Source organism: Nocardia sp. bgisy118, assembly GCF_057708605.1.
Map to the genome: position 1 here is coordinate 107,654 of NZ_JBYISM010000017.1, position 25,223 is coordinate 132,876.

General features: G+C 69.3%; 26 protein-coding genes. 15 read left to right on the top strand and 11 right to left on the bottom strand.

Features of this window, described 5'->3' with window-relative positions; all coding sequences use genetic code 11:
* Positions 1–105: 105 nt before the first annotated feature.
* Together AC3EO7_RS21310 and serS are read right to left on the bottom strand one after the other, a co-directional pair.
* A complete protein-coding gene (locus tag AC3EO7_RS21310; RefSeq protein ID WP_431966310.1) occupies positions 106–1,956 on the bottom strand; it encodes a putative bifunctional diguanylate cyclase/phosphodiesterase in 1,851 nt (616 codons plus the stop codon).
* Positions 1,957–2,040: 84 nt separating this feature from the next.
* Complete coding sequence (gene serS / locus AC3EO7_RS21315; RefSeq protein ID WP_435592206.1) at positions 2,041–3,303, bottom strand: serine--tRNA ligase; 1,263 nt, start codon at positions 3,301–3,303, stop codon at positions 2,041–2,043.
* 161 nt (positions 3,304–3,464) lie between these two features.
* Between serS and AC3EO7_RS21320 the strand changes: the two genes are divergently transcribed.
* The 6 genes from AC3EO7_RS21320 (at position 3,465) to AC3EO7_RS21345 (ending at position 9,279) form a co-directional block, all read left to right on the top strand.
* On the top strand, positions 3,465–5,165 hold the full coding sequence (locus AC3EO7_RS21320) for an aldehyde dehydrogenase family protein (RefSeq protein ID WP_435592207.1): 1,701 nt from the start codon (positions 3,465–3,467) through the stop codon (positions 5,163–5,165).
* A 60-nt stretch (positions 5,166–5,225) separates the two neighbouring features.
* Positions 5,226–6,374 (top strand): septum formation family protein, encoded by a 1,149-nt coding sequence (locus AC3EO7_RS21325; protein WP_431966304.1) that lies wholly within the window; start codon positions 5,226–5,228, stop codon positions 6,372–6,374.
* Between the two features lie 13 nt (positions 6,375–6,387).
* The gene (locus AC3EO7_RS21330) at positions 6,388–6,738 is read left to right on the top strand and encodes a metallopeptidase family protein (protein ID WP_431966302.1); all 351 of its coding nucleotides are present in this window, start codon (positions 6,388–6,390) and stop codon (positions 6,736–6,738) included.
* A 192-nt stretch (positions 6,739–6,930) separates the two neighbouring features.
* Positions 6,931–7,254 carry a PE family protein gene (locus AC3EO7_RS21335; protein WP_431966300.1) on the top strand — a complete coding sequence of 108 codons (324 nt, stop codon included), beginning with the start codon at positions 6,931–6,933 and terminating at the stop codon, positions 7,252–7,254.
* A gap of 34 nt (positions 7,255–7,288) precedes the next feature.
* Positions 7,289–8,449: a PPE domain-containing protein gene (locus AC3EO7_RS21340; RefSeq protein WP_435592208.1), complete on the top strand. Its 1,161-nt coding sequence runs from the start codon at positions 7,289–7,291 to the stop codon at positions 8,447–8,449.
* Complete coding sequence (locus AC3EO7_RS21345) at positions 8,446–9,279, top strand: ESX secretion-associated protein EspG (protein ID WP_435592209.1); 834 nt, start codon at positions 8,446–8,448, stop codon at positions 9,277–9,279. Before AC3EO7_RS21340 ends, AC3EO7_RS21345 begins: the two co-directional genes overlap by 4 nt.
* A 70-nt stretch (positions 9,280–9,349) precedes the next feature.
* On the opposite strand, the gene AC3EO7_RS21350 is transcribed toward AC3EO7_RS21345, so the two are convergent.
* The 3 genes from AC3EO7_RS21350 to AC3EO7_RS21360 all read right to left on the bottom strand — a co-directional run bounded on the left by AC3EO7_RS21350 (position 9,350) and on the right by AC3EO7_RS21360 (position 11,590).
* Positions 9,350–10,015, bottom strand: coding sequence for a histidine phosphatase family protein (locus tag AC3EO7_RS21350; protein ID WP_435592233.1), 666 nt, complete (start codon positions 10,013–10,015; stop codon positions 9,350–9,352).
* Positions 10,016–10,020: 5 nt separating this feature from the next.
* Entirely contained in the window at positions 10,021–10,935 is a 915-nt protein-coding gene (gene pheA, locus AC3EO7_RS21355; protein ID WP_431966294.1) for a prephenate dehydratase, read from the bottom strand.
* Positions 10,936–11,164: 229 nt separating this feature from the next.
* On the bottom strand, positions 11,165–11,590 hold the full coding sequence (locus AC3EO7_RS21360) for a hypothetical protein (protein WP_435592210.1): 426 nt from the start codon (positions 11,588–11,590) through the stop codon (positions 11,165–11,167).
* Between the two features lie 123 nt (positions 11,591–11,713).
* Between AC3EO7_RS21360 and AC3EO7_RS21365 the strand changes: the two genes are divergently transcribed.
* From AC3EO7_RS21365 to AC3EO7_RS21385, 5 genes are all read left to right on the top strand, one after another.
* Complete coding sequence (locus tag AC3EO7_RS21365) at positions 11,714–12,475, top strand: DUF2470 domain-containing protein (protein ID WP_431966290.1); 762 nt, start codon at positions 11,714–11,716, stop codon at positions 12,473–12,475.
* Positions 12,476–12,518: 43 nt separating this feature from the next.
* Positions 12,519–13,307 carry a CPBP family intramembrane glutamic endopeptidase gene (locus AC3EO7_RS21370; protein ID WP_431966288.1) on the top strand — a complete coding sequence of 263 codons (789 nt, stop codon included), beginning with the start codon at positions 12,519–12,521 and terminating at the stop codon, positions 13,305–13,307.
* 507 nt (positions 13,308–13,814) lie between these two features.
* Entirely contained in the window at positions 13,815–14,999 is a 1,185-nt protein-coding gene (locus AC3EO7_RS21375; RefSeq protein WP_435592211.1) for an LCP family protein, read from the top strand.
* A 9-nt stretch (positions 15,000–15,008) separates the two neighbouring features.
* A complete protein-coding gene (locus tag AC3EO7_RS21380) occupies positions 15,009–15,554 on the top strand; it encodes a ferritin (RefSeq protein WP_431966284.1) in 546 nt (181 codons plus the stop codon).
* Between the two features lie 70 nt (positions 15,555–15,624).
* Entirely contained in the window at positions 15,625–16,173 is a 549-nt protein-coding gene (locus AC3EO7_RS21385; RefSeq protein WP_431966282.1) for a ferritin, read from the top strand.
* Between the two features lie 262 nt (positions 16,174–16,435).
* Here the strand turns inward: AC3EO7_RS21385 and AC3EO7_RS21390 are convergent, their stop codons facing one another.
* From AC3EO7_RS21390 to AC3EO7_RS21405, 4 genes are all read right to left on the bottom strand, one after another.
* Positions 16,436–17,356 carry a DUF5926 family protein gene (locus AC3EO7_RS21390; protein ID WP_435592212.1) on the bottom strand — a complete coding sequence of 307 codons (921 nt, stop codon included), beginning with the start codon at positions 17,354–17,356 and terminating at the stop codon, positions 16,436–16,438.
* Positions 17,357–17,446: 90 nt separating this feature from the next.
* Positions 17,447–18,214 (bottom strand): glycerophosphodiester phosphodiesterase, encoded by a 768-nt coding sequence (locus AC3EO7_RS21395; RefSeq protein WP_431966278.1) that lies wholly within the window; start codon positions 18,212–18,214, stop codon positions 17,447–17,449.
* Entirely contained in the window at positions 18,211–19,272 is a 1,062-nt protein-coding gene (locus AC3EO7_RS21400) for a DUF4328 domain-containing protein (protein ID WP_435592213.1), read from the bottom strand. Before AC3EO7_RS21400 ends, AC3EO7_RS21395 begins: the two co-directional genes overlap by 4 nt.
* Before the next feature lie 84 nt (positions 19,273–19,356).
* Positions 19,357–19,722, bottom strand: coding sequence for a rhodanese-like domain-containing protein (locus AC3EO7_RS21405; RefSeq protein ID WP_435592214.1), 366 nt, complete (start codon positions 19,720–19,722; stop codon positions 19,357–19,359).
* Positions 19,723–20,328: 606 nt separating this feature from the next.
* On the opposite strand from AC3EO7_RS21405, the gene AC3EO7_RS21410 reads away from it, so the two are divergent.
* A complete protein-coding gene (locus AC3EO7_RS21410; RefSeq protein WP_431966272.1) occupies positions 20,329–20,940 on the top strand; it encodes a hypothetical protein in 612 nt (203 codons plus the stop codon).
* A 70-nt stretch (positions 20,941–21,010) separates the two neighbouring features.
* Here the strand turns inward: AC3EO7_RS21410 and msrA are convergent, their stop codons facing one another.
* Positions 21,011–21,715 carry a peptide-methionine (S)-S-oxide reductase MsrA gene (msrA, locus tag AC3EO7_RS21415; RefSeq protein WP_431966771.1) on the bottom strand — a complete coding sequence of 235 codons (705 nt, stop codon included), beginning with the start codon at positions 21,713–21,715 and terminating at the stop codon, positions 21,011–21,013.
* 197 nt (positions 21,716–21,912) lie between these two features.
* On the opposite strand from msrA, the gene AC3EO7_RS21420 reads away from it, so the two are divergent.
* From AC3EO7_RS21420 to AC3EO7_RS21430, 3 genes are all read left to right on the top strand, one after another.
* Positions 21,913–22,536, top strand: coding sequence for a superoxide dismutase (locus AC3EO7_RS21420; protein ID WP_067844217.1), 624 nt, complete (start codon positions 21,913–21,915; stop codon positions 22,534–22,536).
* Between the two features lie 209 nt (positions 22,537–22,745).
* Complete coding sequence (locus AC3EO7_RS21425) at positions 22,746–23,273, top strand: peptidase (RefSeq protein WP_431966270.1); 528 nt, start codon at positions 22,746–22,748, stop codon at positions 23,271–23,273.
* A gap of 147 nt (positions 23,274–23,420) precedes the next feature.
* A complete protein-coding gene (locus AC3EO7_RS21430; protein ID WP_435592215.1) occupies positions 23,421–24,239 on the top strand; it encodes a class I SAM-dependent methyltransferase in 819 nt (272 codons plus the stop codon).
* Between the two features lie 64 nt (positions 24,240–24,303).
* Here AC3EO7_RS21430 and AC3EO7_RS21435 read toward each other — a convergent pair whose 3' ends face one another.
* Positions 24,304–25,071: an SDR family NAD(P)-dependent oxidoreductase gene (locus AC3EO7_RS21435; RefSeq protein WP_357448794.1), complete on the bottom strand. Its 768-nt coding sequence runs from the start codon at positions 25,069–25,071 to the stop codon at positions 24,304–24,306.
* Between the last annotated feature and the right edge of the window lie 152 nt (positions 25,072–25,223).

Sequence of the window (25,223 nt, forward strand, 5' to 3'; positions counted from 1 at the left end):
AGGGTGCGCGGGAAGCTCAATAGCCATTGATGATCAAGCGCATGCCCTTCAGCTTCGACGCACGGGCGCGGCCTCGTCAAGCGATTTTCCGCGCCCGCGGGCGAGTCAGCCGAGCGGCAGCCAACCGTTGGCCGCGGGCATGGAGTCGTCGCCGATCTCCCGGTCGGACAGCCCGGCTCCGATACGGCCCTGCCCGTCGTTCAGGTCGTTGATCAGATCCGATACCGGATGCGAATCGCTGTAGTGGTAGCCCTGGGCGAGCGCGAAACCGAGTTCGGTCAGCACCGCCGCCTGGTACTCGGTCTCCACGCCCTCGGCGATGACCTGCAGGTCGAGCGCGCTGCTGAGGGCGGCGATCACGCCGAGTAGCGGCGGCGCGGGCGAATCCGAGCGGATGGCGGCCACGAAGGACTGGTCGACCTTCAGGATGTCGCTCGGCAGGGTGGCCAAGCGGCTGAGTGAGGAGTAGCCGGTGCCGAAGTCGTCGATGGCGATGCGCACGCCCCGGTCGCGCAGCGTGTGCAGATTCGCGATCGCGGTCTGCGATTCGGCGGCCAGCTCGCTCTCGGTGACCTCGAGGACCAGCTGGTCGGCGGGCCACCCGGTGCTCGCCAGAATGTCGGACACCCGATCGGCGTAACCGGACTCGGCCAGTTCCAGCCCGCTGACATTGACGTTGAGCGTCAGGTCCAGCTGCGCGAAGGTCTCCTGCAACCGGGCCGCGTCGGCGCAGGCGCGGCGCAGCACCAGTTCGTCCAGATCGGAGATGAGGTCGTATTCCTCCGCGACCCGGATGAGCCCCTCGGTGGTGACGTCCGGCTGCGCGCTCGACGACCAGCGCAGCAGCGCTTCTACGCCGACCGCCTTGCCGCCGCCCTCGCTCAGGCTGACGATCGGCTGGTAGTGCACGTCCAGCGCGCCGCGATCGATGGCCTCGCGCAGTTCGACGGCCAGCGGCAGCTGCCGGGAGGACTCGAGCACCGTCCGGTTGCGACCGGCCTGCTTCGCTCGGTACAGACCGACGTCGGCGCGGCTCACCAGCAGCGAACCGGACTCGCCCGGCTGCCATGAGGTGACGCCCGCCGAACAACCGGTGGTGACGGCCGCCCGCAGCTGCTCTGTGAGCAGGATCGCGGCCTGTTCGGTGGTGTTCGGCAGCAGCAGGGCGAAGGCGTCGCCGCCGTAGCGGGCCAGCCGCTGCTCGGGGGCGAGCAGCTTGGACCAGGTGTCGGCCACCCGCTGCAGGACCGCGTCGCCCGCACGGTGGCCGAGGTGATCGTTGATCTTCTGGAAGCGGTCGAGATCGACAAGCACCAGCGACAGACCCTGCCCGGCGCGGGTGGCCTGCTCGATCGCGGTGTTCAGCGCGCGGTCGAAACCGCGGCGGTTCAACAAGCCCGTGAGCACGTCGATATCGGCTTCCGAGGCCATCCTGGTCAGGATGCCGACGACGACGCCGACGCCGAACGTCACGCCCGCCGGGATCAGACCCGACCACCAGGGCAGGTCGCGCGCGGGCAGCGCCCACAGACACAGCGCCATGGCGAAGGCGATGTGTGCCATCGCTTGCGGCCAGCGGAAGAACAGGGCCGCATCGCAGGCGATGAAGACATAGAACGAGGCCAGGCTGATGCCGCCGACGGTGTTCGGGAACGAGTGCACCGCGATCGTCACCAGCACGGTCGCGATCGCGACGTAGCCGTGGTGGATGGAATGCGGCAGTCGCGGACCCCACGCGAGCAGCGTCAGACCCAGCGCCAGCGCGATCGCCGCCGCTGTGCCGACCAGTGGTCGATTACCCTCGTCACCCGGTGCGATGGCCGTGATCACCAGACCAAGCACACCACCCATGACGTAGAACGCCCCGGTGGTCCGAGCCATGACCATTGCCGTCGCCAGCGCCGATGCCGCCCGCACCCGGGTTCGGGTATCGCCGCGCGCCCCGATTCCTCGCACGGGGAACAGCCTAGACACAACGCATCTCACTGGTTGCCACATCCCCGGAATCCGGGCATGGCGAACCAGTGGCTATCGCCCTGGTCAGCGCGCGGGTCGCAGTACCTCGGTACCGACGAACGGGACGAGCGCCTCGGGCACCCGCACCGAACCGTCGGCCTGCTGGTGGTTCTCCAGCAGCGCGACGATCCACCTGGTGGTCGCGAGTGTGCCGTTCAGAGTGGCTGCGATCTGCGGTTTTCCGTTCTCGTCGCGGTAGCGCACGGCGAGACGGCGGGCCTGGAAAGTGGTGCAGTTGGAGGTCGAGGTGAGTTCACGGTAGGTCCGCTGGCTCGGCACCCAGCCCTCGCAGTCGAACTTGCGCGCCGCCGAGCTGCCCAGATCACCCGCCGCGACATCGATGATGCGGTAGGGCACCTCGATGGCCGCGAGCATCTCCCGCTCCCAGGCGAGCAGGCGCCGGTGCTCGGCGTCGGCCTCCTGCGGCGTGGTGTAGACGAACATCTCGACCTTGTCGAACTGGTGCACCCGGATGATGCCGCGGGTGTCCTTGCCGTAGCTGCCCGCCTCGCGACGGAAGCACGACGACCAGCCCACATACCGCTTGGCGCCGTCACCGAGATCGAGGATCTCCCCCGAGTGGTAGCCGGCCAGCGGCACCTCCGAGGTGCCGACCAGGTACAGGTCGTCGTCGGCCAGGTGGTAGACCTCCGCCGAGTGCTGGCCGAGGAAGCCGGTGCCCGCCATGATCTCCGGGCGCACCAGCACCGGCGGAATCATCATGGTGAAGCCGTTGGCGACGGCCTTCTGCGCGGCCAGCTGGAGCAGGCCGAGCTGCAACAGCGCTCCGTAGCCGGTGAGGAAGTAGAACCGCGCGCCCGACACCTTGGCGCCGCGCTCCATGTCGATCACGCCGAGCGCCTCGCCGAGCTCCAGGTGGTCCTTCGGCTCGAAGTCGAATTCGGGTGGCGTTCCGACCGTTTCGAGGACGACGTAATCGTCCTCGCCGCCCGCGGGCGCGCCGTCCTGCACGACGTTCGAGATCGCGCGGTGCGCGGCGTCCAGATCGGCGTCGGCGGCGTGCTGGGCCGCCTCGGCCTCCTTGACCTTCACCGACATCTCCTGCGCCTGCGCGAGCAGCGTCGGGCGCTCCTCCTTGGACGCCTTGCCGACCAGCTTGCCCATCGCCTTGTGCTCGGCGCGCAGGTTGTCGGCGGTGGCGACCGCGGCGCGGCGCGCGGCGTCCGCCTCCAAGAGGGCGTCGACGAGGGCGGGGTCTTCGCCGCGGGCGCGCTGCGAGGCGCGTACCGCGTCGGGGTCTTCCCGCAGGAGTCGGAGGTCGATCATGGGCTATCAGCCTAGTCGGCGGGCCGTCGGCGTTTCACCCCGATATCGGTCTGCCGGTCCCGGCGGCCGGATCGGGCGCGCGTGCCCGCCCCTGCTGACCCGTTTGCGCCGATCTGTCCAGTTCCTGGCCGCGCGGGGCATGGTGCGCGCATAGTTGGCTTGTGGGCACGACTTTCGACGAGACGACCATCGACAACGCCCTTGCCGACCTGTCCGCGGGCGAGAAGACCTGGGCCGCGACTCCGCTGCGCAAGCGCAGGGAACTGCTCGACGAGATCCACAAACGCACCGGCCGCTTCGCCGGTGACTGGGTGCGGGCCGCGCGCACCGTCAAGGACCTCGACGCGGACTCCCCGCTGGTCGGCGAGGAGTGGATGTCGGGCCCGATGGCGCTCCTGCAGGCCACCGCCGCCCTCTCGGCCACCCTGGCGAAGCTGGAGGCCGGGCGCAGCCCGCTGGACGGGGTCCGGCTGGGCACCGCGCTCGGCGACCGGGTCACTGTGCCGATCCTGCCTTCGGACGCCTACGACCGGCTGCTGCTGAGCGGTTTCCGCGGCGAGGTCTGGCTGCGGCCCGGAGTCGACGCCGACACCGCCCGCCGCCGCGCCGGACTGGGCCAGCTGGACCCCGCCGCGACCGGCGGCATCGGCGTGGTGCTCGGCGCGGGCAACATCACCTCGATCCCGCCGCTGGACGCGCTCTACGAGCTGTACGCGCACAACCGCGTCGTCGCGCTCAAGCTCAACCCGATCACCGATCCGCTGTTCACAGTGTTCGAGATGGTCTTCGCGCCGTTCATCGAGCTCGGCGTGCTGCGGATCCTGCTCGGCGGCGCGGAGGCGGGCGGCTACCTGGTACGCCATCCCGACGTCGCGCACGTGCACATGACCGGCAGCGCCAACACCCACGACGCGATCGTCTGGGGGCGGGGCGCCGAGGGCACGGCGAACCGGCGCGCGGGCATGCCGCTGCTGGACAAGCCGATCACCAGCGAGCTCGGCGGTGTCTCCCCCACCATCGTGGTCCCCGGCAACTGGTCCGACGCGGACCTGAGCTTCCAGGCCGAGCACCTCGCGACCCAGCGGCTGCACAACGGCGGCTACAACTGCGTGGCCGCGCAGGCCGTGGTGCTCGGCGCGGACTGGCCGCAGAAGGACCGCTTCCTCGACGAGCTGCGCACCGCGCTCGAGCTGGCGCCGCAGCGCGCGGCCTACTACCCGGGCAGCGACGCCCGCGTCGCCGACGCGCTCGCCTCGTACCCGGAGGCGGAGCGGCTCGGCCAGGGCCGGGTGCTGATCGACGGTCTGCCGTCCGCCGAAACGCCGCTGTTGCGCACCGAGTACTTCTCTCCGGTGCTCGGCGTGGTCGAGCTGCCCGGGCGCGGCGGCGAATTCCTCCAGCGCGCAGTGGATTTCGCCAACGCCGAACTGACCGGAACGCTCGGCGCGAACGTGCTCGCCGATCCCACGACCATCGGCAGGCTCGGTATCTCCTTCGAACGCGCGGTGGAGCGCCTGCGCTACGGCACCGTCGCCGTGAACACGTGGACCGGCCTGGCCTTCCTGTCGCCGCGCGCGACATGGGGCGCGTTCCCCGGCCACACCCTCGACGACGTGCAGAGCGGAATCGGCGTGGTGCACAACGCCTTCCTGCTCGACGAGGTGGAGCGCACGGTGGTGCGCGGGCCGTTCCGTCCCGCGCCGCGTTCGCTGCTCGGCGGCGAGCTCGCCCTCTCCCCCAAGCCGCCGTGGTTCGTCGGCAACGACACCGCCGCCGTGACGGGCCGCAAGCTCACCGAGTTCTACGCCGATCGCAATCCGGCACGGCTGCCCGGCCTGTTCCTGTCCGCGTTCCGCGGGTGAACGCGCGGATTCGGGCAGGTCGTGGCACCGGAGGGCGGACAGCTGCCATGATGGATCGCGATGTCCTCCGATGATGTGTCTCAGACTCCGCACTCCGAGCAGTCGCCGACGGGTGCATCGGCGCGCTCGGGTTCGTTCCCTCGATCCCTCACGTCCGCGCGCGGCGCGCTCGCCGAGGGCGGCGGGCTGCACCTGTCGGCGCCGACGCTGCGCTGGGGTCTGCTCGCCGTCGCCGCGGGCGCCGTCGTCGCGGCCCTGGTCACCTTGTTCGTGACCGGCTTCGACAACGAGGCGGGCCTCGAGGCGCACAACCCCGGCGCGCCCGCGCAAACGGTGCTGGACAAGGAGTTCGGCACCGCGGCCGAGGGCGACTGCCTGAGCTGGACCAAGCCCGACCGCAGCGACCTGGTGAAGGTGTCCTGCGGTAACCGGCACATGTTCGAGGTCGCCGCCGACATCGACATGAGCAGATACCCCGGCGTGGAATTCGGACCAGGCTCGCGCTTCCCTGATTCGCTGCGGCTCACCGAGCTCAAGGAAGAGCACTGCGTGCCCTCGGTGCAGCAGTACATGAACGGGAAGTTCGATCCGCGCGGGCGCTACGTCGTCGGCCTGATGTACCCGAGCCCGGAGGGCTGGAAGAACGGCGACCGCACCCTGCGCTGCGGCCTCCAGTTCTCGGGCAGCACCGGAACGCCGCTGCCTTCGCAGGGCAGCGCGGCGGAACACGACCAGTCCAGGGTTTTCCAGGCGGGCACCTGCCTCGGCATCAACCAGAACCTGCCGACCGATCCGGTGGACTGCGCGCAGGCGCACGCGGTGGAGATCATCGCGACCGTCGATCTCGGCGCCCATTTCAACGGCGTCCCGCCCGGCAAGGACGAGCAGGACAAGTACGTCGAGGAGGAGTGCGCCAGGGCGGCCACCGACTATCTCGGCTCCCCCGAGGCGATCCGCGACAAGACGCTCACGCTGTTCTTCGACTACGTCGACGCCCGCAGCTGGCTGGCGGGCAGCCGCAAACTGGACTGCATGATCGGGAAGGGCACCGACCGTGAGGGTTTCGCGCCCATCACCGGTACGGCCAGGGGCGAGATCTTGATCAACGGCCAAGCCCCTGTGCCGCCGCCGAATTCGGGTCGCTCCACGCCCACACCGCTGCCCGGCGCTGCTCCGCTGCCGCCGCAGCCCCAGCCGCGGCCCAGGTAGGTCGCGCTCGCCCATGACGGTCTCCATGTCCGAGGACCGGTTCGAGGAACTGGTCTCCGACGCGCTCGATCTGATTCCTGCCGAGCTCGCGCGCGCCATCGATAATGTGGTCGTGCTGATCGAAGCACGCAATATGGAAGACCCGCATTTGCTCGGGCTCTATCACGGAATCGCGTTGACCGAGCGCGACAGTCAATACGGCGGCGCGCTGCCCGACACGGTGACCATCTATCGCGATGCGATTCTGGAGATCTGCGCCGACGAGGAAGAGGTGGTCGAAGAGGTCGCGATCACCGTGATCCACGAGATCGCACACTATTTCGGCATTGACGAAGACCGGTTGCATCAGCTGGGATGGGGCTAGTCTTGACCAAGTCGTCGGTGCGAGCCGCGTCATCCAGAAGGACACGGTACGCAGGGGAGCGCAGGCGGCTGGCAAGATCGCAAAAGAAGTAGGGGATTCGATGGAACCGATCGCGTGGCTGTCGCGTCCTATCACTCGTAGGGGGAATTCTCGTGGTTCCGCCCCATAGCCGCCACTAGAAGGAGTCGAGTAATGGTTGGCCACGTTTCGATCTCGCCCGAGATCATCCTTGCCGCCGCTGCCGAACTGGACTTGCTGGCCGAACGATTGGCCGCCGCCGCGGCGGTCACCGGCCCGGGTACGCACGTCCTTCCGTCCGGCGCGGACGAGGTGTCGCTGCTCGCCGCCCATCACTTCAACAAGGCCGCCGCGACGCACGACGGCTCCGTCGCCCAGGGCATTCTCGAACTACACCATGCCGCAGCCGTTCTGCGCATGCAGCTCGCCACCCACGTCGCCGAGGACGTGGTGAAGGCAGGAGTGATGCAGGGCGTCGCGGGCACCATCGGCGCCTGATCGCGGACATCGAGACACAAGGGGAGAAACAAGCATGACCGCAGGAATCACCGGGGTGTTCTGGCTGCCCCGCATGGCCGAAACGAATTCCGCGCTGCTCCACTCGGGCGCGCACGCCATCCCGATCTCGGCCGCCGCGACCGCGTGGGGCGGGCTCACCGCGGCGTGGGTCGACGCGACCGCGACCGTCACCCGGGTGATGGCCGAGCTCGGCGTCGGCATGCAGGGCGTGAACGGCATCGCGGCCCTGTCGCGGCTGGTCGGATTCACCGGCTGGGCCGAGCAGCAGGGCGTGATGGCCGCCGCCATGGGATCGAAGGCCGCGGCGAACGCCACCGCCTACACCGTCGCCGCGCTCACGATGCCGAGCCCGCCCGAGATCGTCGCCACCGTCGGCGCCGTCGTCGCCTCGGCGAACCCGCCCGGCGCGGTGTCCGGCGCGCTGGAAGCGGCCGAGGTCGCCAAGCACGCGATGGACATTCGCGCCGCGCTGGTCATGGAGACCTACGAGGCCGCGACCTCGGTGACCGTGTCCACCCCCGGCGAGTTCTACAACCCGCCGCCGATCGCCAACGGCGCGGGCAGTGCCGACCCGGGCGCCGCCGAGTCGTCGTTCCAGGGTGATCCGGTGCAGTCGGCCATCGCGACCGCCGTCTCGGTGGTGAACAACCCGGCCGTGGTCAGCGCCGCGACCCAGGCCGCCAACGTGGCGGGCACCGTCGCCACCGGCGGTGTCAGCACCGTCGGCAACATCGGCGCCAACGCGATCGCGGCGGTCACCAGCGTGGGCGCGCCGAGCGTCGCGCCCGCGGCTCCGGTGACGATGATGGCGGGCGGCATGGCCGGCGTCGGGGCGACCACCGCGGCCACCCGATCGGCGACCTTCGGGTCCGGCGCCGCCGTCAACCTGAACAACGGCTCGCTGAAGCTGCCGGAAGGCTGGGGTTCGGGTCTGCCGAACAACGCGCCCGCCGCGGCCCCGGCGGCCGAGGTCGTCGCCCGGGTCGATGCCGCGCCGGTCCGTCCGGCCACCGGCAACCCGTCCGGAAGCCCGCTGCTCGGGAACACCCGCGGCGCCGAGGACGACGAGTCGGTGCACAAGGGCACGGACTACCTGCGTGGCGATCACTTCACCGACGGCCGTTTCTCCGCCGACGGCGTCATCGGCGCCGACCCCGCCGGGACGGCTAAGTGACGATTCTGGGAGCGGGCCGCGGCCCGTCGATGCTCGAGGGCGTCGTGTTGTCGCTCGACGAGATGCAGTTTCTCCTGGAGAGACTGGAGATCGACGAGCTTCCCGTCGTGCTGCAAGCGATGGGACGCTACGACAACCAGGCCGACCACGACGCCGCGATGGACGTGGCCGCCCAGACGCTCGCCGATCGGGACTTCCTGATCGACGGCATCGTCCACGGGGAGCTCGAGGATCGGCTGCGGACGCTGTACCGGCCGCACTGGGTGCTCGCCCTGCGGTGGGTCGTCGAGGGACAGATCAGCCGGATGTGTCTCGCGAAGGGTGACGACATGGTGGTCGTCGCCCTCCGCGGGCCGGAGTCCTACGTCATCGACGAGGTCGAAGAGGATCTTCCCGGGCCGATCGTCGCGGCGCTCGGCCCGGCCGAGCCGCTCGAGCTGGAGAGCATGAACGCCCAGACCGAGTTGCTCGCCCCGATCTTCGGCGAAACCGGCGACGCCGCGGCGACGGCCAACCGGCTGGCGAAGGTGTGCAACCCGAACCGCGACGTGCAGGTGCTGGCCTCCGCACTGGTCGAAATCCATTCGCACGCGCAGATTTCCGGTGTGGTGTACGGCGACGGCACCCGGGACATCTCGGACAACCACATCGCGATCTTCAACACCCGCGGCGGCCGGTTCCTGATCACCGCCAGCGTCGCCGACGACGACACCAAGTGGTCGTCGATCAGCTCCGGCACCACGGCGCGACTGCGCACCGCCCTGCTGGACCTGATCAATTCGCTGCCGGAACGGCAGGACTTCCCCCGGTCCGCGGCCAAGCATTCCTGAGGCTCGCAGCACGCTCACACGCCTCGCACAGGCTCTGACCTCTGCGAGGCGGTGAAACGGTCTGCGCCGCCTAACCCATCGGATCGTCGGCGGTGGGTGAGACCTCGTAGCCGAAGGGTGGGACGAAGCGGCCCCACCGGATGCAGTCCCAGCCGCCGTCGGGGCGCGGGACCAGCTCGATGGTTTCGGTGTTGTCGAGGTGGTTGTTCGTGGTGAAGGGCGGTGTCACCCCGCTCAGCGTGCGCGCTACGAGTCGCATCGCGGCGCCGTGGTTCACCAGCAGCACATCGCCGCCGCCCGCCTCGGGCAGCAGGAAGGACGTGCGCAGCTTCTCGATGACCGGCAGGAATCGGGCGAGGACGTCCTCGCCGGATTCGCCGCCCGGCACCCGCGGGGACAGATCGCCCTCGTGCCACGCGCGGTAGATGCGCTGGAAGAACCGGTGCGATTCGGGGTCGTTCAGTCCTTCCAGTTCACCGACCTGGACCTCGTGCACGTCATCGAGGACGTCGGCGGTGACGCCCGTCGCCGCCTCGATGTATCCCGCCGTCTGCCTGGCCCGCAGTGCTGCCGAGGAGAGCAGCGCGCGCGGCGGCGCGAGCAGGTTCGATCCGAACGTCTTCGCTTGGGCCGCACCGCGTTCGGTCAGCGGCAGCCCGGGAACCTTGGTGTCGAGAATCTTGGCGACGTTGCCTTCGGTCTCCCCGTGCCGGACCAGGATCAGCTTGCCCGCGATCTCGTTCATGTGTCCGCCACCCCCTTTCGTAACTGAGTCAGCCATTCCGCGGCCGCCTCGTCGGACGGCGGCGGCGTACCCGTCGCCGACGTCGCGGGCCAGGAACCGAGGAAGCGGATCCTGGCCGTGCGGTGCAGCGCCTTGAGCGCCTCGGCGACCGCGGTGTCATCGATATGCCCGACGCAGTCCAGATAGAACCGGTAAGTGCCCATACCCGTTCGGGTGGGCCGGGATTCGATCCTGGTCAGGTCGATGCCGCGCGTCGCGAACTCGGCGAACGCGCGCATCAGCGAGCCGGGCTCGTTCGCCAGTTCCAACACGATCGAGGTGCGGTCCGCGCCGGTCGGCGACGGCGCCACGCGGGGCCGGGTGACCAGCACGAAACGGGTGATCGCCTGCTCGTGATCAGCCACTCCGGTGGCCAGGGCGATCAGCCCGAGCCGCTCCCCCGCCAGCGCGGTCGAGACGGCGGCATCGGCGCGACCGGCCGCGACATCCTCGGCGGCGGCGGCGTTCGAGGCCGACGTGTAGATCTCGGCCTCGGCCATCCGGCGCGCGACCCACATCCGCACCTGCGCGGCGGCCACCGGGTACGCGGCCAGCGTGCGCACGTCGGCCAGCTCGGTGCCCGCCCGCGCCAGGATGGTGAAGCTGACCTCCAACTCGGTCTCCGCGACGATCTGCAATCGCGGCCCGATGGCCAGCGAATCCAGCGTGGCCGAGATCGAACCCTCCACGGAACTCTCGATCGGCACGACAGCGCCATCCACGTCACCGGACCGAACCAGATCCAGCGCCGCCCCCTGACTGGGCGCGGCGACCCGCTCGACGGGTCCGTCGAAGACGGCCGAGGACTCGAGCTTGGCGAGGGCCATCTCGGTGAAGGTTCCGGACGGTCCGAAATACGCGATACGCGGCACCCCTACGACATTACAAGCGCCGGGATGCCAGCAAACCGCTTCGTGCGACGCGCGTCCTTCGGGTTCGGCTGCTGGGCCTCGGCGGGGGCCGACGTGGGGCCCGGATCGGGTGGGGTGTGCAACCCTTCGGCATGGTGGGGACCGGGCCGAACCCTGCGCAAGATCCGCGCACCCCGCCACAAGGTCGACCGACCTCGGCGCGCACGATCACCCGACGAGACCTCGCGCCTCAACGGCGGAGCACCGCGAGAACCTCACCGACACGATCCGGCGCGACCGTCTCCACCGCGAGCAGAACACCGCGAACCGCCTCCACCGCAGGCGGTTTCAGACCGACTAGAAATTCGACATCCGGCTGGACGAGCGCGCCGCGAATGTCCTCGCCGCACAAAGCGGCAGCGGTCGCCGCGACGACAGCGAGTGCGCGCTCACCGTCGTCCGTGCGCGCAACGAACCCGGTGTCGGCATGGACGACACCGACGAGGAAGTCGGCGATCTCGGCGTCGGACGCGTCGGCGGCGAGGATGGGGGCGTCGGGGACCGAGCCGGGCGGGCCGATCAAGCCGTCGACCAGGCTGCGGCGGGCGGGGGCGGACAACGAGACCAGTACCGGTTCGCTCGCGCCGTGACCTGCCGTCGGTGTCGCTTCTCCCACGAGGATCACCGTAGCGGGCCCTGATTCTGGAATCAGCCGGAAGGTAACGCTTGCAGATCGAGGGCGGCTCACTTAGCTTAGGTTTACCTAATTATCGCCGCCGCCATCACCACGGAGGTCCGCATGCCGAATCCGACCGTCGCGCCCACCACCGCCGAGCGGGTACGCAGCGCGTGCGCTCACGCGGAGCAGGCGGTCCTCGCCCTGCCGGGGATCGACCCGACGCCGACCTCGGTGCATCACGTGCGGCAGTGCGGCGACGTGGTGATCGCAGTGCCGACCGGCTCGATGGCGGCGGTGCTGACCGGCAACTCCGGCCCGGGCGGAGCGGCGGCGGTGCTCGAACTCACCGATCACGCGCCGCTGCCGCTGCGCGAGCCGGTCCGCGCCCTCGTCTGGTTGCGCGGCACCGTGCGCGCCGTGCCCGCCCAGGCGCAGCGCGTACTCGCGGGCGAGGTCGCCAAGGACAACCCGGATCCCGCGCTGTTGGACGTCGGATACAGCTCGACCCTGCTGCGCCTGGTGATCAACAGCGCCGTGATGGCGGATTCGACCGGCGCCGAATCGGTCTGCGTCGAGGAGCTGCGACTGGCCGAGCCGGACCCGTTCTGCGCGCTGGAATCGGCCTGGTTGCAGCACATGGACGCCGATCACGCCGACGTCATCGCCCAGCTCGCGCGCCATCTGCCGCCGCGCCTGCAGACCGGCACCGTGCACCCGCTCGCCATCGACCGGTACGGCGTCACCTTGCGGATCGAAGGCCACGACGGCGACCACGACTTCCGCCTTCCCTTCGGCGCTCCGGTCGACGACGTCGAATCCCTCAGCCGCGCCGTGCGCACCCTGGCGGGCTGCCCCTTCCTCAACGGCCTGCGCCGGATGTGACCGCACCCAGCCCGAACCTGCGCAGCTGGCTAGATTCGACGGCATGCGTGCTGAGTCGGATGCCCCCGGCGAATCCGAGCTGACGGAGCGGGAGCGGCTGGCGATCCGGATCGAGATCGCGGTCGTGTTGACCGTCACGTTCGGGCTGAGCGGGATCAGCGCCGCGCTGTCACTGCTGGACAGCGCGCTGGGGCCGGGCGGGATCGGCGGGCGCACGATCGCGCTGAACGCCTCGCGCTCCGAGCAGTCGCTGATCGACCTGCTGTTCCAGTTGCTCGGGGTGTTGCGGCTGGCCGGATGGGCGGCGCTGGGCCTGTACCTGTTGTGGCGCAGCGGCATCGGGCCGCGCCTGATCGGGCTCGGACGGTTCCGGTCGCGCGCGGATGGGGTGCCGGGACTGGCGCTGGCGGCGATCATCGGCCTGCCGGGGCTCGGGTTGTATCTGATCGCGCACGCCATGGGCTTCAGCGTGACGATCGTGCCGAGTTCGCTGGAGGAGCACTGGTGGCGGCTGCCCGTCCTCATCCTGTCCGCCTGCGCGAACTCGTTCGCCGAGGAAATCCTCGTTGTGGCGTACCTCATCACGCGGCTGCGTCAACTGGGCTGGACGGAGAATTCGTCGCTGCTCGCCTCGGCGCTGCTGCGCGGCAGCTACCACCTCTACCAGGGCCTCGGCGGCGGTCTGGGAAACCTGGTGATGGGCTTGATCTTCGGCCGCTACTGGCAGCGCACCAACCGGCTGTGGCCGCTGATACTGGCGCACGCCACCATCGATGCGGTCGCCTACATCGGCTACACGGCACTGCGCGGACACGTTTCCTGGCTGCCGTAACGGAAACAGGCCGCCGGGTGATTATCGGAGAAACCCCCTGCCGCCCCGATAAGTAAAGTCAGTGTGATGAACGGCGACGACCCCCGCAACGCGCGGACGCGCCGGGTGCCGCCGCCGCAGGGCCGCCCCGGCGTGCCGCAACCACCCCCGCCGCCCGGTGGCGCAGCCGTTCCGCCTTCGTCACCCGGCGTCCCGTCGGGCGGCGCGGTCCCCCCGTCGCAGCGCCGTGCCACCCCACCGCCCGGACAGGGTCGTGAGCCGCTGCCTCCGCAGCGTCACGCGGCCCCGCCGCCACGACAGGGCGGCGGACCTGGACGAGTCCCCCCGCCGCACGCACCGCAGGGCGCCGATCCGAGGTCGCGCCGCCCGGGCCCGCCGCCGCAGGGGCACGGCGCCGCGCCCCCTCCTCCCGCGCAGGGTCGTACCGCCGTGCCGCCACACGGTGCGGCCGCCCCGCCGGCACGACAGGGCCGCGAAGGCCACCCGCCGCCTGTCGAACGGACCAAAGTGCTGCGCCGCGACGGCGCCGATCCGCACGCACAGCCGCTCGCGTATTCGAAGGTCCCGCAGGAGGCGCCGCCGCGGCTCCACAAAGCGGAACCGGAGTACGCGCCGACGCAGCAGCCGGAGCCGTTCCACGAGCCCGTCCCGCGCACCCACGCCCCGAGCCCGCGCGGACGCCGCGGCACACCACCGCCACCACCGCCTGCCGCGCCGCCGCGCGCCGACCGTGCCCCGCGCCCGCGACGCAAACGGCATCCGTTCCGGTGGTTCCTGGTGTTCCTGCTGGTTCTCGTCGTCGCCTCGGTCGCCGCGGTGATCAACCTCGACGGCAAGCTGTCCCGCATCGACGCCCTGGCCGGATACGCCGACCAGGTCGGCAACACGCCGGGCACCAACTGGCTGCTCGTCGGCTCCGACGGGCGCGGCGGGCTCTCCAGCGAACAGGAGCAGGAGCTGGCCACCGGCGGCGACGTCGGTCCGGAGCGCACCGACACGATCATGCTGGTGCACATCCCGAAGTCGGGTCGCACCACCTTGGTCAGCCTGCCGCGCGACTCGTACGTGAGCATCCCCGGCCACGGCAAGGACAAGCTCAACGCCGCCTTCGCCTTCGGCGGCCCGCAGTTGCTCGTACAAACCGTGGAAGGCGCGACCGGCCTGCGCATCGACCACTACGCGCAGATCGGGTTCGCCGGCTTCGCGGGCATCGTCGACACGCTGGGCGGCATCGACGTCTGCGTGCCCAAACCCATCGACGACCCGCTCGCGGGCATCAATCTGGAGGCGGGCTGCCAGAAGCTGAACGGACCGGAGTCGCTCGGTTTCGTGCGCAGCAGGGCGACCGCACTCGCCGACATCGACCGGATGAACAACCAGCGCCTCTTCATGGCCGCGCTGCTGAAGAAGGCGACCAGCGGCGCCACCCTGGCCAATCCGTTCACACTCTGGCCGTTGGCGGCCGACACCGCGGGCTCGCTGAAGGTCGACGAGGACGATCACATCTGGGATCTCGGCCGCCTCGGCTGGGCGATGCGCGGCGACACGGTGGCGACGACGGTGCCGATCGGCGGTTTCGACGACGTCGACGGCAGCGGCAACGTGCTGCTGTGGGACAAGACGAAGGCGAGCGCGTTCTTCGAAGCACTCGCGAACGACAGATCCATCCCGGAAGAACTGCTCACGCGGTAGCGTCGAGGCATGTCCGACACCGATGGCGCCCAGTCCTTCCCGGCCCTGCTGCGCGATCAGATCCGGCACGGCTTCACCGTCGCGCAGCAGTATCTCGCCGCCGCGGTCTACTTCGACTCGCTGCGGCTTCCACAACTGGCCCGACATTGCTACACCCGCTCGGAGGAGCATCGCGCGCACGCGATGCGCATGGTGCAGTACCTGCTCGACAGGGATCTGGAGGTCCGGGTCGGCGGCTTGGACTCGATCCGCTCGGACTTCGAATCTCCGCGCGCGGCAACGGCATTCCTGCTGGAGGCCGAGCGCAATTGCACCTCGCAGGTGACGGCGCTCGCGAAGGCGGCGCGGGAGAGCGGCGACTATCTCGGCGAGCGGTTCATCCAGTGGTTCCTGAAAGAGCAGGTGGACAACGTCGCCGGGATGACGACGCTGCTCACCGTGATCGATCGGGAAGGCAACCTGTTCGACGTCGAGCAGTTCGTGGCGCGCGAGGTGCGCGCGCCCGCGAAGCCAGGCAATTCGGCGCCGAAAATGGCTGGCGCAGCAAACATTTAATTAGGCAACACTAGCCTCAATAAGGGTGCACTTGGATGACACGCGCCCTGACCAGCGATAATGTGGCGGCATGTCCAGCCATTCGGAGTCCCCGCGCAGCAAATTCCACAGCCTGCTCCACGACCAGATCCGGCACGAATTCAATGCCGAACACCAATACATCGCGATCGCGGTGTGGTTCGACAATACGGATCTGCCTCAGCTGGCCAAGCGGTTCTACGCACAGGCCGTGGAAGAACGCAATCACGCGATGATGATCGTGCAGTACTTCCTCGACCGGGATATCAGCGTCGAGCTTTCCGGCATCGATCCGGCGAAGTCGCATTTCGACGGTGTCCGGGAACCGATCGCCCTGGCCCTCAATCAGGAGAAGACCGTCACCGACCAGATCATCCGGCTGGCGAGCACGGCCCGCGAGGAGGGCGATTACCTCGGCGAGCAGTTCATGCAATGGTTCCTGAAGGAGCAGGTCGAGGAGGTCGCGAATATGACGACCTTGCTCAACATCGCCGACCGCGCCGGCTCGAACCTGTTCGATCTGGAGAATTTCATCGCGCGGGAGATGAGTTCTCCGGCCGATGCCTCCGGCGCACCCTCGACAGCGGGCGGTTCGCTATAGAAGAGGTTATTCCGGAAAACAGGCCCAGCTCTTCGCGACGAGCTGGGCCTGTTTCGACCGAGATGGTTGCCTCAGCTGGCGCTCAACGAGCTGAGCAGCGTCTTGAGCAGCGCAAGAATGGCTTCCATGGTGTTCCTACTTTCCTCATCTGTGCGGTAAGGCAATCCTCACCATCACCAGTAACGGTGATGTTCAGAACCTAACCCGCCACAGAGTCTGAAAGAGGCGTTTTTCACAAAATTCCCTCCGGGAAATTTCGGAGTCAGCGCAAGGTCACCTGACGCGACCGCAGACCGTCGCGCGAACGGCGCTCCTCGGAAGTGAGCGGCGCGTCCGTGGCCAGCGCGGCGAGCAGGCGGGCGCCGAACTCGGCGGCGGGCGCGGTCCACTCGCTGGAGTGGCGCTCCGGGTCCAGGTCGAACACCGGCACCAGCAGTCCGTGCGTGCGGAACGAACCGGCGAAACGGGAACCCTCGCCCATGTGCAGCCCACCCGAGGCGTGCAGCCTGGCCAGCGCCAGCATCAGGTCGTCCTCGTTCTCCGGACGCACCCAGCGCACGTGCGCCTTCTCGCCCGCGTCCACCCACCACGCCGCGCCTACGGAATCGGCGCCGAGTTCCAGCCGCGCCGACGGCATGATCGCCTGCTTGGCCTGTTCGATGGTCGCGGCCACCTGCGGATCGGGCGTCACGCCCGCCGGCACCCACCAGTCGAAGTCCTGGTGCACGACGAGTTCCAGGTCGGCGCCCGGATCGATCACGTCGGCCAGGCGCGGACCGCCCGCGATGCTCTCGACGGAGGTGAGCGAGTCGCCGGGCTCGGCGGACTGGGTCCACAGGATCGCCGCGGCGAGGTCGGCGGCCGGATCGGGTCCATGGAACTGCATCTGGGTGCCGACGTAACCGGTCGGCTGATCGCCCGCGCGCACCAGCGCGGCCACCGCGCCGGGCAGCACCGTGGCGAGCACGACGGAACGCTCGGCGGCCACCTCGGGCGACAGCTTCAGCGTCGCGGTCGCCGACGGCACGAACTCCCGCAGTGCGACCAGATCGCATTCCGCGGCCAGCCCCTCGAACGGGCGGGTGACGGCCTGAGCCGCCTGGTCCAGCGCCACCTTTCGCTCGGCGAGACGCTGCGCCCGGTTCCCTCCGGGCTTCGGACTGTTGCGCTTGCTCTTACCCACGAGGGGTCAAACTACATGGTGCTGTGACCGTCGCAGCAATGCGCCACGGCGCGGCCCCCGAGGAATGTCGAACCGCTCCTCGGACGCGACTCAGGCGGCGGCGAGCAGGGTCTTCGTGCGACCGGGGTGGTTGGTCGCGACCCAGCTGACGCCGAGGTCGGCGCACAGGCGTACGTCCTCGGGTTCGTCCACCGTCCAGCAGTACGTGGCGCGGCCCGCCGCCGCGGCCTTGTCCACCAGATCCGGGTGCTCGCGCAGCGTCTTCACCGAAGGGCCGACGGCCGTGGCGCCGACGGTGGTCGCGGCCCCGCCGCCGAGGTAGATCGAGGACTCGCCGAGCAGCACCGTGGGCAGCAGCGGCGCCGCGCGACGGATACGCCACACCGCGAGCGCCGCGAATGACATGACCACGGCGCGCGAATGATCCGCCGAGGCGGGCGTGGCGATGCCGAAGCGCTGGAGCTCGGCGAGCAGTTTGTTCTCCACCAGCCCGCCGTAGCGGACCGGGTGCTTGGTCTCGATGAACAGCTTGGTCGGCCTGCTGCGCCAGTCGAGGACCAGCTCGATGAGTTCGCTGAGGGTGAGCACCGAGGCGGGCTCGCCGTCGGCGCCGAAATCCAGCGCACGCAACTCGTCGAGAGTCATCTCGCTGACCAGCCCGGAGCCCGAGGACGTGCGGTCGACCGTGCGGTCGTGCACGCAGACCAGATGTCCGTCCCTGGTCAGCCGGACGTCGCACTCCACGCCGTCGGCGCCCTCCTGGAGCGCGAGATCGTATGCGGCGAGCGTGTGCTCGGGACGCGCCGCGGAGGCGCCACGGTGCGCGACGACGAACGGTGCGCGACTGCTCTGGCTCACTTGGCCATGACCTCCTCGTGCTGAACAGCACCGTTGTCGGTATCCCGATCATCGGGGATCTCGGCGTCGGCCGCATCCGGCGCCTCGGTGCGCGCCGCGCCGCCCGGATGAACCGGCTCGATGACCGGCACCGCCGGGTCGACCGCGACCACCCAGCGGCGGGCCAGCCGGACCCGGCCGAACAGATCGTGTCCGTCGAGCAGCCGCACCACCCAGAGCGTCAGCACCGTCAGCGCGACAGCGACCGCGTCCGTCCACGCCGTGAACAGGACGCCGTCCGCCTTGACCTGCAGCGAGTCCGCGGTCCGCCAGAACAGCGCGGCCGCGGCCATCAGCCCGCCGAGAATCCAGGCGCACCACCAGATCCGGATCGCGCGCAGCGCCCTCGGGTCGCCCCGTTCGGCGGCGATCTCGGTGAGGAAGACCCCCGGATACACCAGGTTGGCCACCGGGACGAGGCAGCCGAGCACGAGCAGCGGCACGGGACGGGAATCGCGGCGACCCGCCCGCGCGAACACCGCGCTTCGGGTCTCGATCAACCAACCGAGCACAGCGACGCCGCTACCGAGCGCGAGCGCGAGGGCCAGCAGGGACGACCCGGTGAGGAGCCAGTCCGAGAACCGCAACGCCAGCGGGTCGATGAGACGTGTCCGGTTGACCAGCAGGATCACGTAGCGCACCAGCTCGGCGACCGCGGCCAGCGCGAACATCCCCGCGGTGACAAGCAGCAGCGGCGTGACCCAGCTCGCGAGCGCGGCGGCGCGACCGCGCGGCGCGGCCAGGGCCGAGGCGGGCAGCTCGTCGCGCAGGCCCCAGCGCGGGATCTGCGGGTAGCGCGGGGTCGGCGCTGTCGGCCTGCGCCGCGCCGCCGTGACGGGTCTGCCGTTCCGGTGATCCGGGCGGCGCGCCACCCACCGATAGTTGCGCCGATCGGCGGGGGCGTCGATGGGCGCGGGCGAGAGCAGCACGCCGTGGCAGCGCGGGCACCAGTGCATCGGGGTGCCGTGCACGGCCCACCGCGCGCCGCAGCGGGCACAGGGCTGCAGCACGCTACTCACAGCGTGTCCTTCGCTCGCCCGGCGTTGTCCCACGGGCTGCCGCTTCCGGCCTGACGCTCATTGCCTGGGCACCTCGCTCTTCCGTCAGTAGATCTTCGCCGGATGGTCACCCTCGGCGACCAGCGGGCGACCCATCCGCTGCCAGGCCACCATGCCGCCGTCGACCTGCACCGCTTCGAAACCGATATAGGCCAGGTACTTCGCCACTTCGATGGACCGGCCGCCCTGCCTGCAGACGACATAGACCTCGGCGTCGTAGTCCAGCTCGTCGGTGCGCGCGGGCACATCGACCATCGGGATGTGGATCGCGCCGGGGGCGTGCCCGAGCTGCCACTCGTCGACTTCGCGCACGTCGAGCAGGATCGCCCGGATCGGGTCCGGCCGCTCGCCGTGGTCGAATTCGCCGGGCAGGTCTTCCACCGGCACCGACGGAATCTCGGGGCTCGTCACGACTCGATCCTGCCATGATCGCCGCAGCGCCGGGGATCAGGCGTACTTCCGCATCCGGTCCGATCGCGCGCGGGTTTTCGGGCGGACCGCCGCCCACAACCACCCCGGCGGCGACGATGTCCGTATCGCCAGGTGGTTGCGGGGTCGGTACCCGTCCGCAAATTTCGTACCCCGAGTCCGTTTCCGCCGCCGTTAACCCATTCCCGCCCCGCTCCGCGACCACCTGTGCATATCTTCGTGGGAGTTATCCACAGAATCCACAACCTGATCCACAGGCCCCGCCTATCACCGTCGGGGACAGTCACAGGGCGCGGCTATAAGCAAACTTCACGCGAATCCAATCTCGCCCCAGCGGACCGGGATCGGGACCCACACGGCCCTGTCCAGCTCATCCTCGGCGAAGCGGGGGTCACGAACGACCGATCCGGGACTCCCCTCCTTGTCCATCCCGGAGCGGTCGTTCGCCGCTGCCTCGGAACCGCGGCCGAGCGGGTCCCGACATCTACTTGGACGGAACGGCGAACGATTCGGTTCCAGAAAAAACGAGAACACTAGCGAAAAACTGAAATACCGGGCTCCAGCTGGCGCTGTCGGTAGCCTGAGGGCATGGATGTGCGCAGGGGGCTATTCGACGGATTGGACTCGACCGGACTCAACACCGCGATCTCGGAGGCGACCTGCCTCGGGCTCGAGGTGGATACGAAGGCGGCCACGCTGCGCCTCGATCTGACAGTCATGACGGTGCCCGCCGACGGCGCGCCGCCACAGGACCATCAGGTCCGGCTGGACTTCACCGGCGTCAGCCGAGTCGCGGCCTCACTGCGGATCCAGCGCTGGGACGACATCGCGGCCAAGATACTTCCGCTCACGCTCGACGGCCTCGACCACGCGATCCGCAGCTTCGGCGGCGGCCGCCTGCACGGCTGGGAATTCATCGACGTCGACGACAGCGGCTGGGCGCTGTGGCGCGAACTGCTCAGCTTCGACACCGAGATCGACGATCACACCCCCTCGCACGTGCTGGAGTTCTCCCAGGAGGAGGGCATCGACCCGCGCGAACTCGATGTGCGCGTGTGGTTCGACAACGTCACGGTGTACGACGCCAAGGGCAAGGAGATCGCGCCCGCCGACTTCATCGCGGGCGGCGTGCGCTGGTGGAAGGCCCATGACGCGGCCGATCCGCGCACCCTTCGCCCCGGCGTCGTGCCGCCGCTGTAACCGAGCCCCGCGACTGCCGCGCGTCCGATCACTTCGGATGCGCGGCGGTTCGCCGTTCGCGCAAGGTCTTTCAGGCCCCCAGCCCGACCGGGCAGGTCACCCCGGTGGCGTGCACCGGGCAGTAGCCGCCCGGGTTCTTCGCGAGGTACTGCTGGTGATAGCCCTCGGCGTAATAGAACCCGGACAGATTCGGCGCCGGACCTGCTTCCGGAGTCGGCAGCGGCGCGATCTCGGTGGTGATGGACCCGTACCCCGCCTCGGCGAGCCGCTTGCCGTAGGTCTCCGCGCTGCTTCCGGCCAGGGCGGCTTGTTCGTCGCTCAGCGCGAAGATCGCCGAGCGATACTGCGTGCCGCGATCGTTGCCCTGGCGCATGCCCTGGGTCGGATCGTGGTCCTCCCAGAAGTGTTTCAGCACGGTGGCGTAATCCAGCACCGCGGGATCGAAGACGACGAGCACCGCCTCGGTGTGCCCGGTGCGGCCGCTGCACACTTCCTCGTAGGTCGGATTCGGCGTGTACCCGCCCGCGTACCCGACCGCGGTCGTGTAGACGCCGTCGAGCTCCCAGAAGCCCTTCTCCGCACCCCAGAAACAACCCATCCCGACGACCGCGACCCGCATGCCGTCAGGAAATGGCGGACGGAGGGGATTGCCGTTCACGAAATGGGTATCCGGCACCAGGATTGGCTCCTCCCGGCCGGGGAGCGCCTGCTCGGGCGTCACCATCGCCGGCTCCGGGAGACGGATCCGTCCGACCAGCTCGTCGAAGAACGACATGGTTCCGATGCTACTCACGAATGCTCTTGCTCGAACCGCCCTTCCGCTCACGCCGGTACCAACCACTGCGTTATCGACGAATCTCCGATGGAATGAGGGGGCACACGGCCCGGTTGGAACCGAGCGGGTGTACGAATGATGGTTGGAAGCGCTCGAATCTCCGAGCGTCACAGCCCGACAACTGAGAAAGGGACATCGTGGCTGAGTACACGCTGCCAGATCTGGATTACGACTACAGCGCCCTGGAGCCCCACATCTCCGGGCAGATCAACGAGCTGCATCATTCCAAGCACCACGCGGCCTACGTTGCGGGCGCGAACACCGCACTCGAGAAGCTCGAGGCGGCTCGCGAATCCGGCGATCACGGCGCGATCTTCCTCTACGAGAAGAACCTCGCGTTCCACCTCGGTGGCCACGTGAACCACTCCATCTGGTGGAAGAACCTCTCCCCGAACGGCGGTGACAAGCCGGTCGGCGAGCTGGCCGCCGCGATCGACGACCAGTTCGGTTCGTTCGACAAGTTCCGCGCGCAGTTCACCGCGGCCGCCAACGGTCTGCAGGGCTCCGGCTGGGCGGTGCTCGGCTACGACACCCTCGGCGGGAAGCTGCTCACCTTCCAGCTCTACGACCAGCAGGCCAACGTCCCGCTGGGCATCATCCCGCTGCTGCAGGTCGACATGTGGGAGCACGCCTTCTACCTGCAGTACAAGAACGTCAAGGCCGACTACGTGACCGCGTTCTGGAACGTCGTCAACTGGGAGGACGTGCAGGAGCGCTTCGCTCGCGCCGTCACCCAGGGCAAGGGCCTGATCTTCGGGTGAATCTCCGCGCGCCGAGGCGCGCGGCTGGAAGCCCGCCGGGTAGTGGAATCGCCCGGCGGGCTTTTTCGTGTCCGCCGCCCGATCTGCGCGTCCACTGCCCGATTAGCACTCATTGGTACTTGTGTGCCAGTTGATTCGTGGGTCATCCTCTGAATCCATACAGTTCGAGGACGGGCAAGGCCGCCCCCGGTTTCATTTCGGGAGGCACGATGCGAACCAACGGGCCGATCGGCGTCACGCCGTTCCACTCGCGCGGGTCGCTGCGCGGGTTCGTCATTTCCGGTCGCTGGCCGGACACCACCAAGGAATGGGCGCAGGTTCTGGTGCTCGCCGTGCGCGTGGCGAGCCTGCCTGGGCTGCTGTCCACGTCGACCGTCTTCGGCGTCCGCGAGGACCTGCCCGACGATCCGGAGCCGGGCACGGTCGGGCTGGTGCTGGCCGAGGGCACGGTGCTTGGCGAGCAGGCGCTGGAGCCGGGGCGGTTCGCCGATCACGTGCCGCCCGCGCTGCTCATGCTGCACCCGCCGTCGGAGACTCGCCCGACGCTGCCCGAATGCGTTGGCGCGGCCTCCGGCTGCGTGCTGCTGCCGGGCGTGCCGCACCTGGGATTGGAACACCGCGCGGCGTGGGCCGAGGCGGAATCCGACGGCACCGTCACCTCGCTGGTCAGCCGGGTCGGGCTGGATCCGATCAGCGATCCGGATACCGCCGTGCTCGCGATGCTGCTCGCGGCCTGAGCGGTGCCGCCCCGATGCTCGGCGAATGCGGACGCCTGCGCTTCGCCGCGGCCTCGAACGCATTCGTGCACAGCCGTATTCGCGTGAGTTGGTGGTTTGCGAGGGTGCTGCACAGTTAGCCTGTCACGGTCGAAAGGATCGTGGAAGATGTCCGGTAATCCCCTCGCCTCCGCCGAACCATGGGATCTGGTCGCCGACGGCTACGCCGAATCCGCGCTCGCGATCATGGCGCCGTTCTCCGATCGCGCCCTCGAACTCGCCGATCTGCCCGCCGACGCGCATGTCATCGATGTCGCGGCGGGGCCGGGCACGCTGAGTCTGCCCGCCGCCGCGCGGGTCGGCCGGGTGCAGGCCGTCGATTTCGCCGAGCACATGCTCGAACGCCTCCGGAATGCCGCGCGAGACGCCGGAATCACCAATGTCGACGTGCGGGTGGGTGACGGTCAGGCGCTGCCGTTCGACGACGACAGCTTCGACGCGGGCTTCTCGATGTTCGGCCTGATGTTCTTCCCGGATCGGATCAAAGGCTTCGCCGAGCTGTTCCGGGTGTTGCGCCCCGGCGGGGTCGCGGTGGTGTCGAGCTGGGCGCCGGTGGCCGAGTCCCCGCTGATGCGAATGATGTTCGGGGCGTTGGCGGCGGGCGATCCGGCCATCCAGGAGCCGCAGCCCAACTTCCTGAGCTTGGAGAATCCGGAGGTCTTCGCCACCGAGCTGCGGGGAGCTGGGTTCGCCGGGGTGTCCATCCAGCGGCACACCACCTCGGTGGCCTACCCGGACGCGGACCGGCTGTGGGAGGAGATGTCGCGCAGCAGCGCGCCGATGATGCTGCTGCGGCGCTCGATCGGCGAGGACGCGTGGGCCGCCCGCGCGGAGTCCATGCGGGCCCATCTCGCCGAGAACTACCGGCCCAACACCCCACTGGCCACCACGGCGTTCCTCGGCATCGGTCACAAGCCCCTGCCCTGATCACCTGGCCGAAAAAGGCCGCCCCCGAAGCGAATCGGAGGCGGCCTTCGCGTGGTACGCCGAATTACCGCGGCGCCATGCGCAGCGCGCCGTCCATGCGGATGGTCTCGCCGTTCAGGTAGTCGTGCTCGACGATGTACTGCGACAGCTGCGCGTACTCGTCCGGGCGGCCGAGACGCGACGGGAAGGGCACGCCCGCCTCGAGGCCCTTGCGGTACTCCTCGGTGACGCCGGCCAGCATCGGGGTGTCGATGATGCCGGGGGCGATGGTGTTCACGCGAATGCCGAACTGCGCCAGGTCGCGCGCGGCAGGCACGGTCATGCCGTGCACGCCGCCCTTGGAGGCCGAGTAGGCGATCTGGCCGACCTGGCCCTCGAACGCCGCGACCGAGGCGGTGTTGATGACGACGCCGCGCTGGCCGTACTCGTCGACGGGATCGGTCTTGGCGATCGCGTCGGCGGCCAGCCGCATGACGTTGAAGGTGCCGAGCAGGTTCACGGTGATGACGGTGCGGAACAGCTCCAGATCGTGCGGGCCGTTCTTGGACAGGATGCGACCGGCCCAGCCGACGCCGGCGCAGTTGACCACGATGCGCAGCGGCGCGCCCGACTCGACCACCTTCGCGACGGCGGCCGAGACCTCGTCGTTGCTGGTCACGTCGGCCGGAATGAGGGTGACCCCGGCAGGCACGTTGTCACCGGCGCGCTCGATCGACTGCGGCACGTCCAGGCCGAAGACGGTGGCGCCCAGCTCGGCGAAACGCTTGGCGGTGGCGGCGCCGAGGCCGGATGCGCCTCCGGTGACGATGGCGGCGGAACCCGAAATCTCCACGATGGTCCTCTCGTTCGTGACAGCCAGTTGGCCTTGTGTCAATTGCACACTAATAGATGCTGTGGAGCGAAGTCCGCCCCCGACCCGGGCGTACCCGGCGAGGCCTCGTGAGAGACAATGCATGACATTCTCTCACGCCGCGCGCGAGGCGA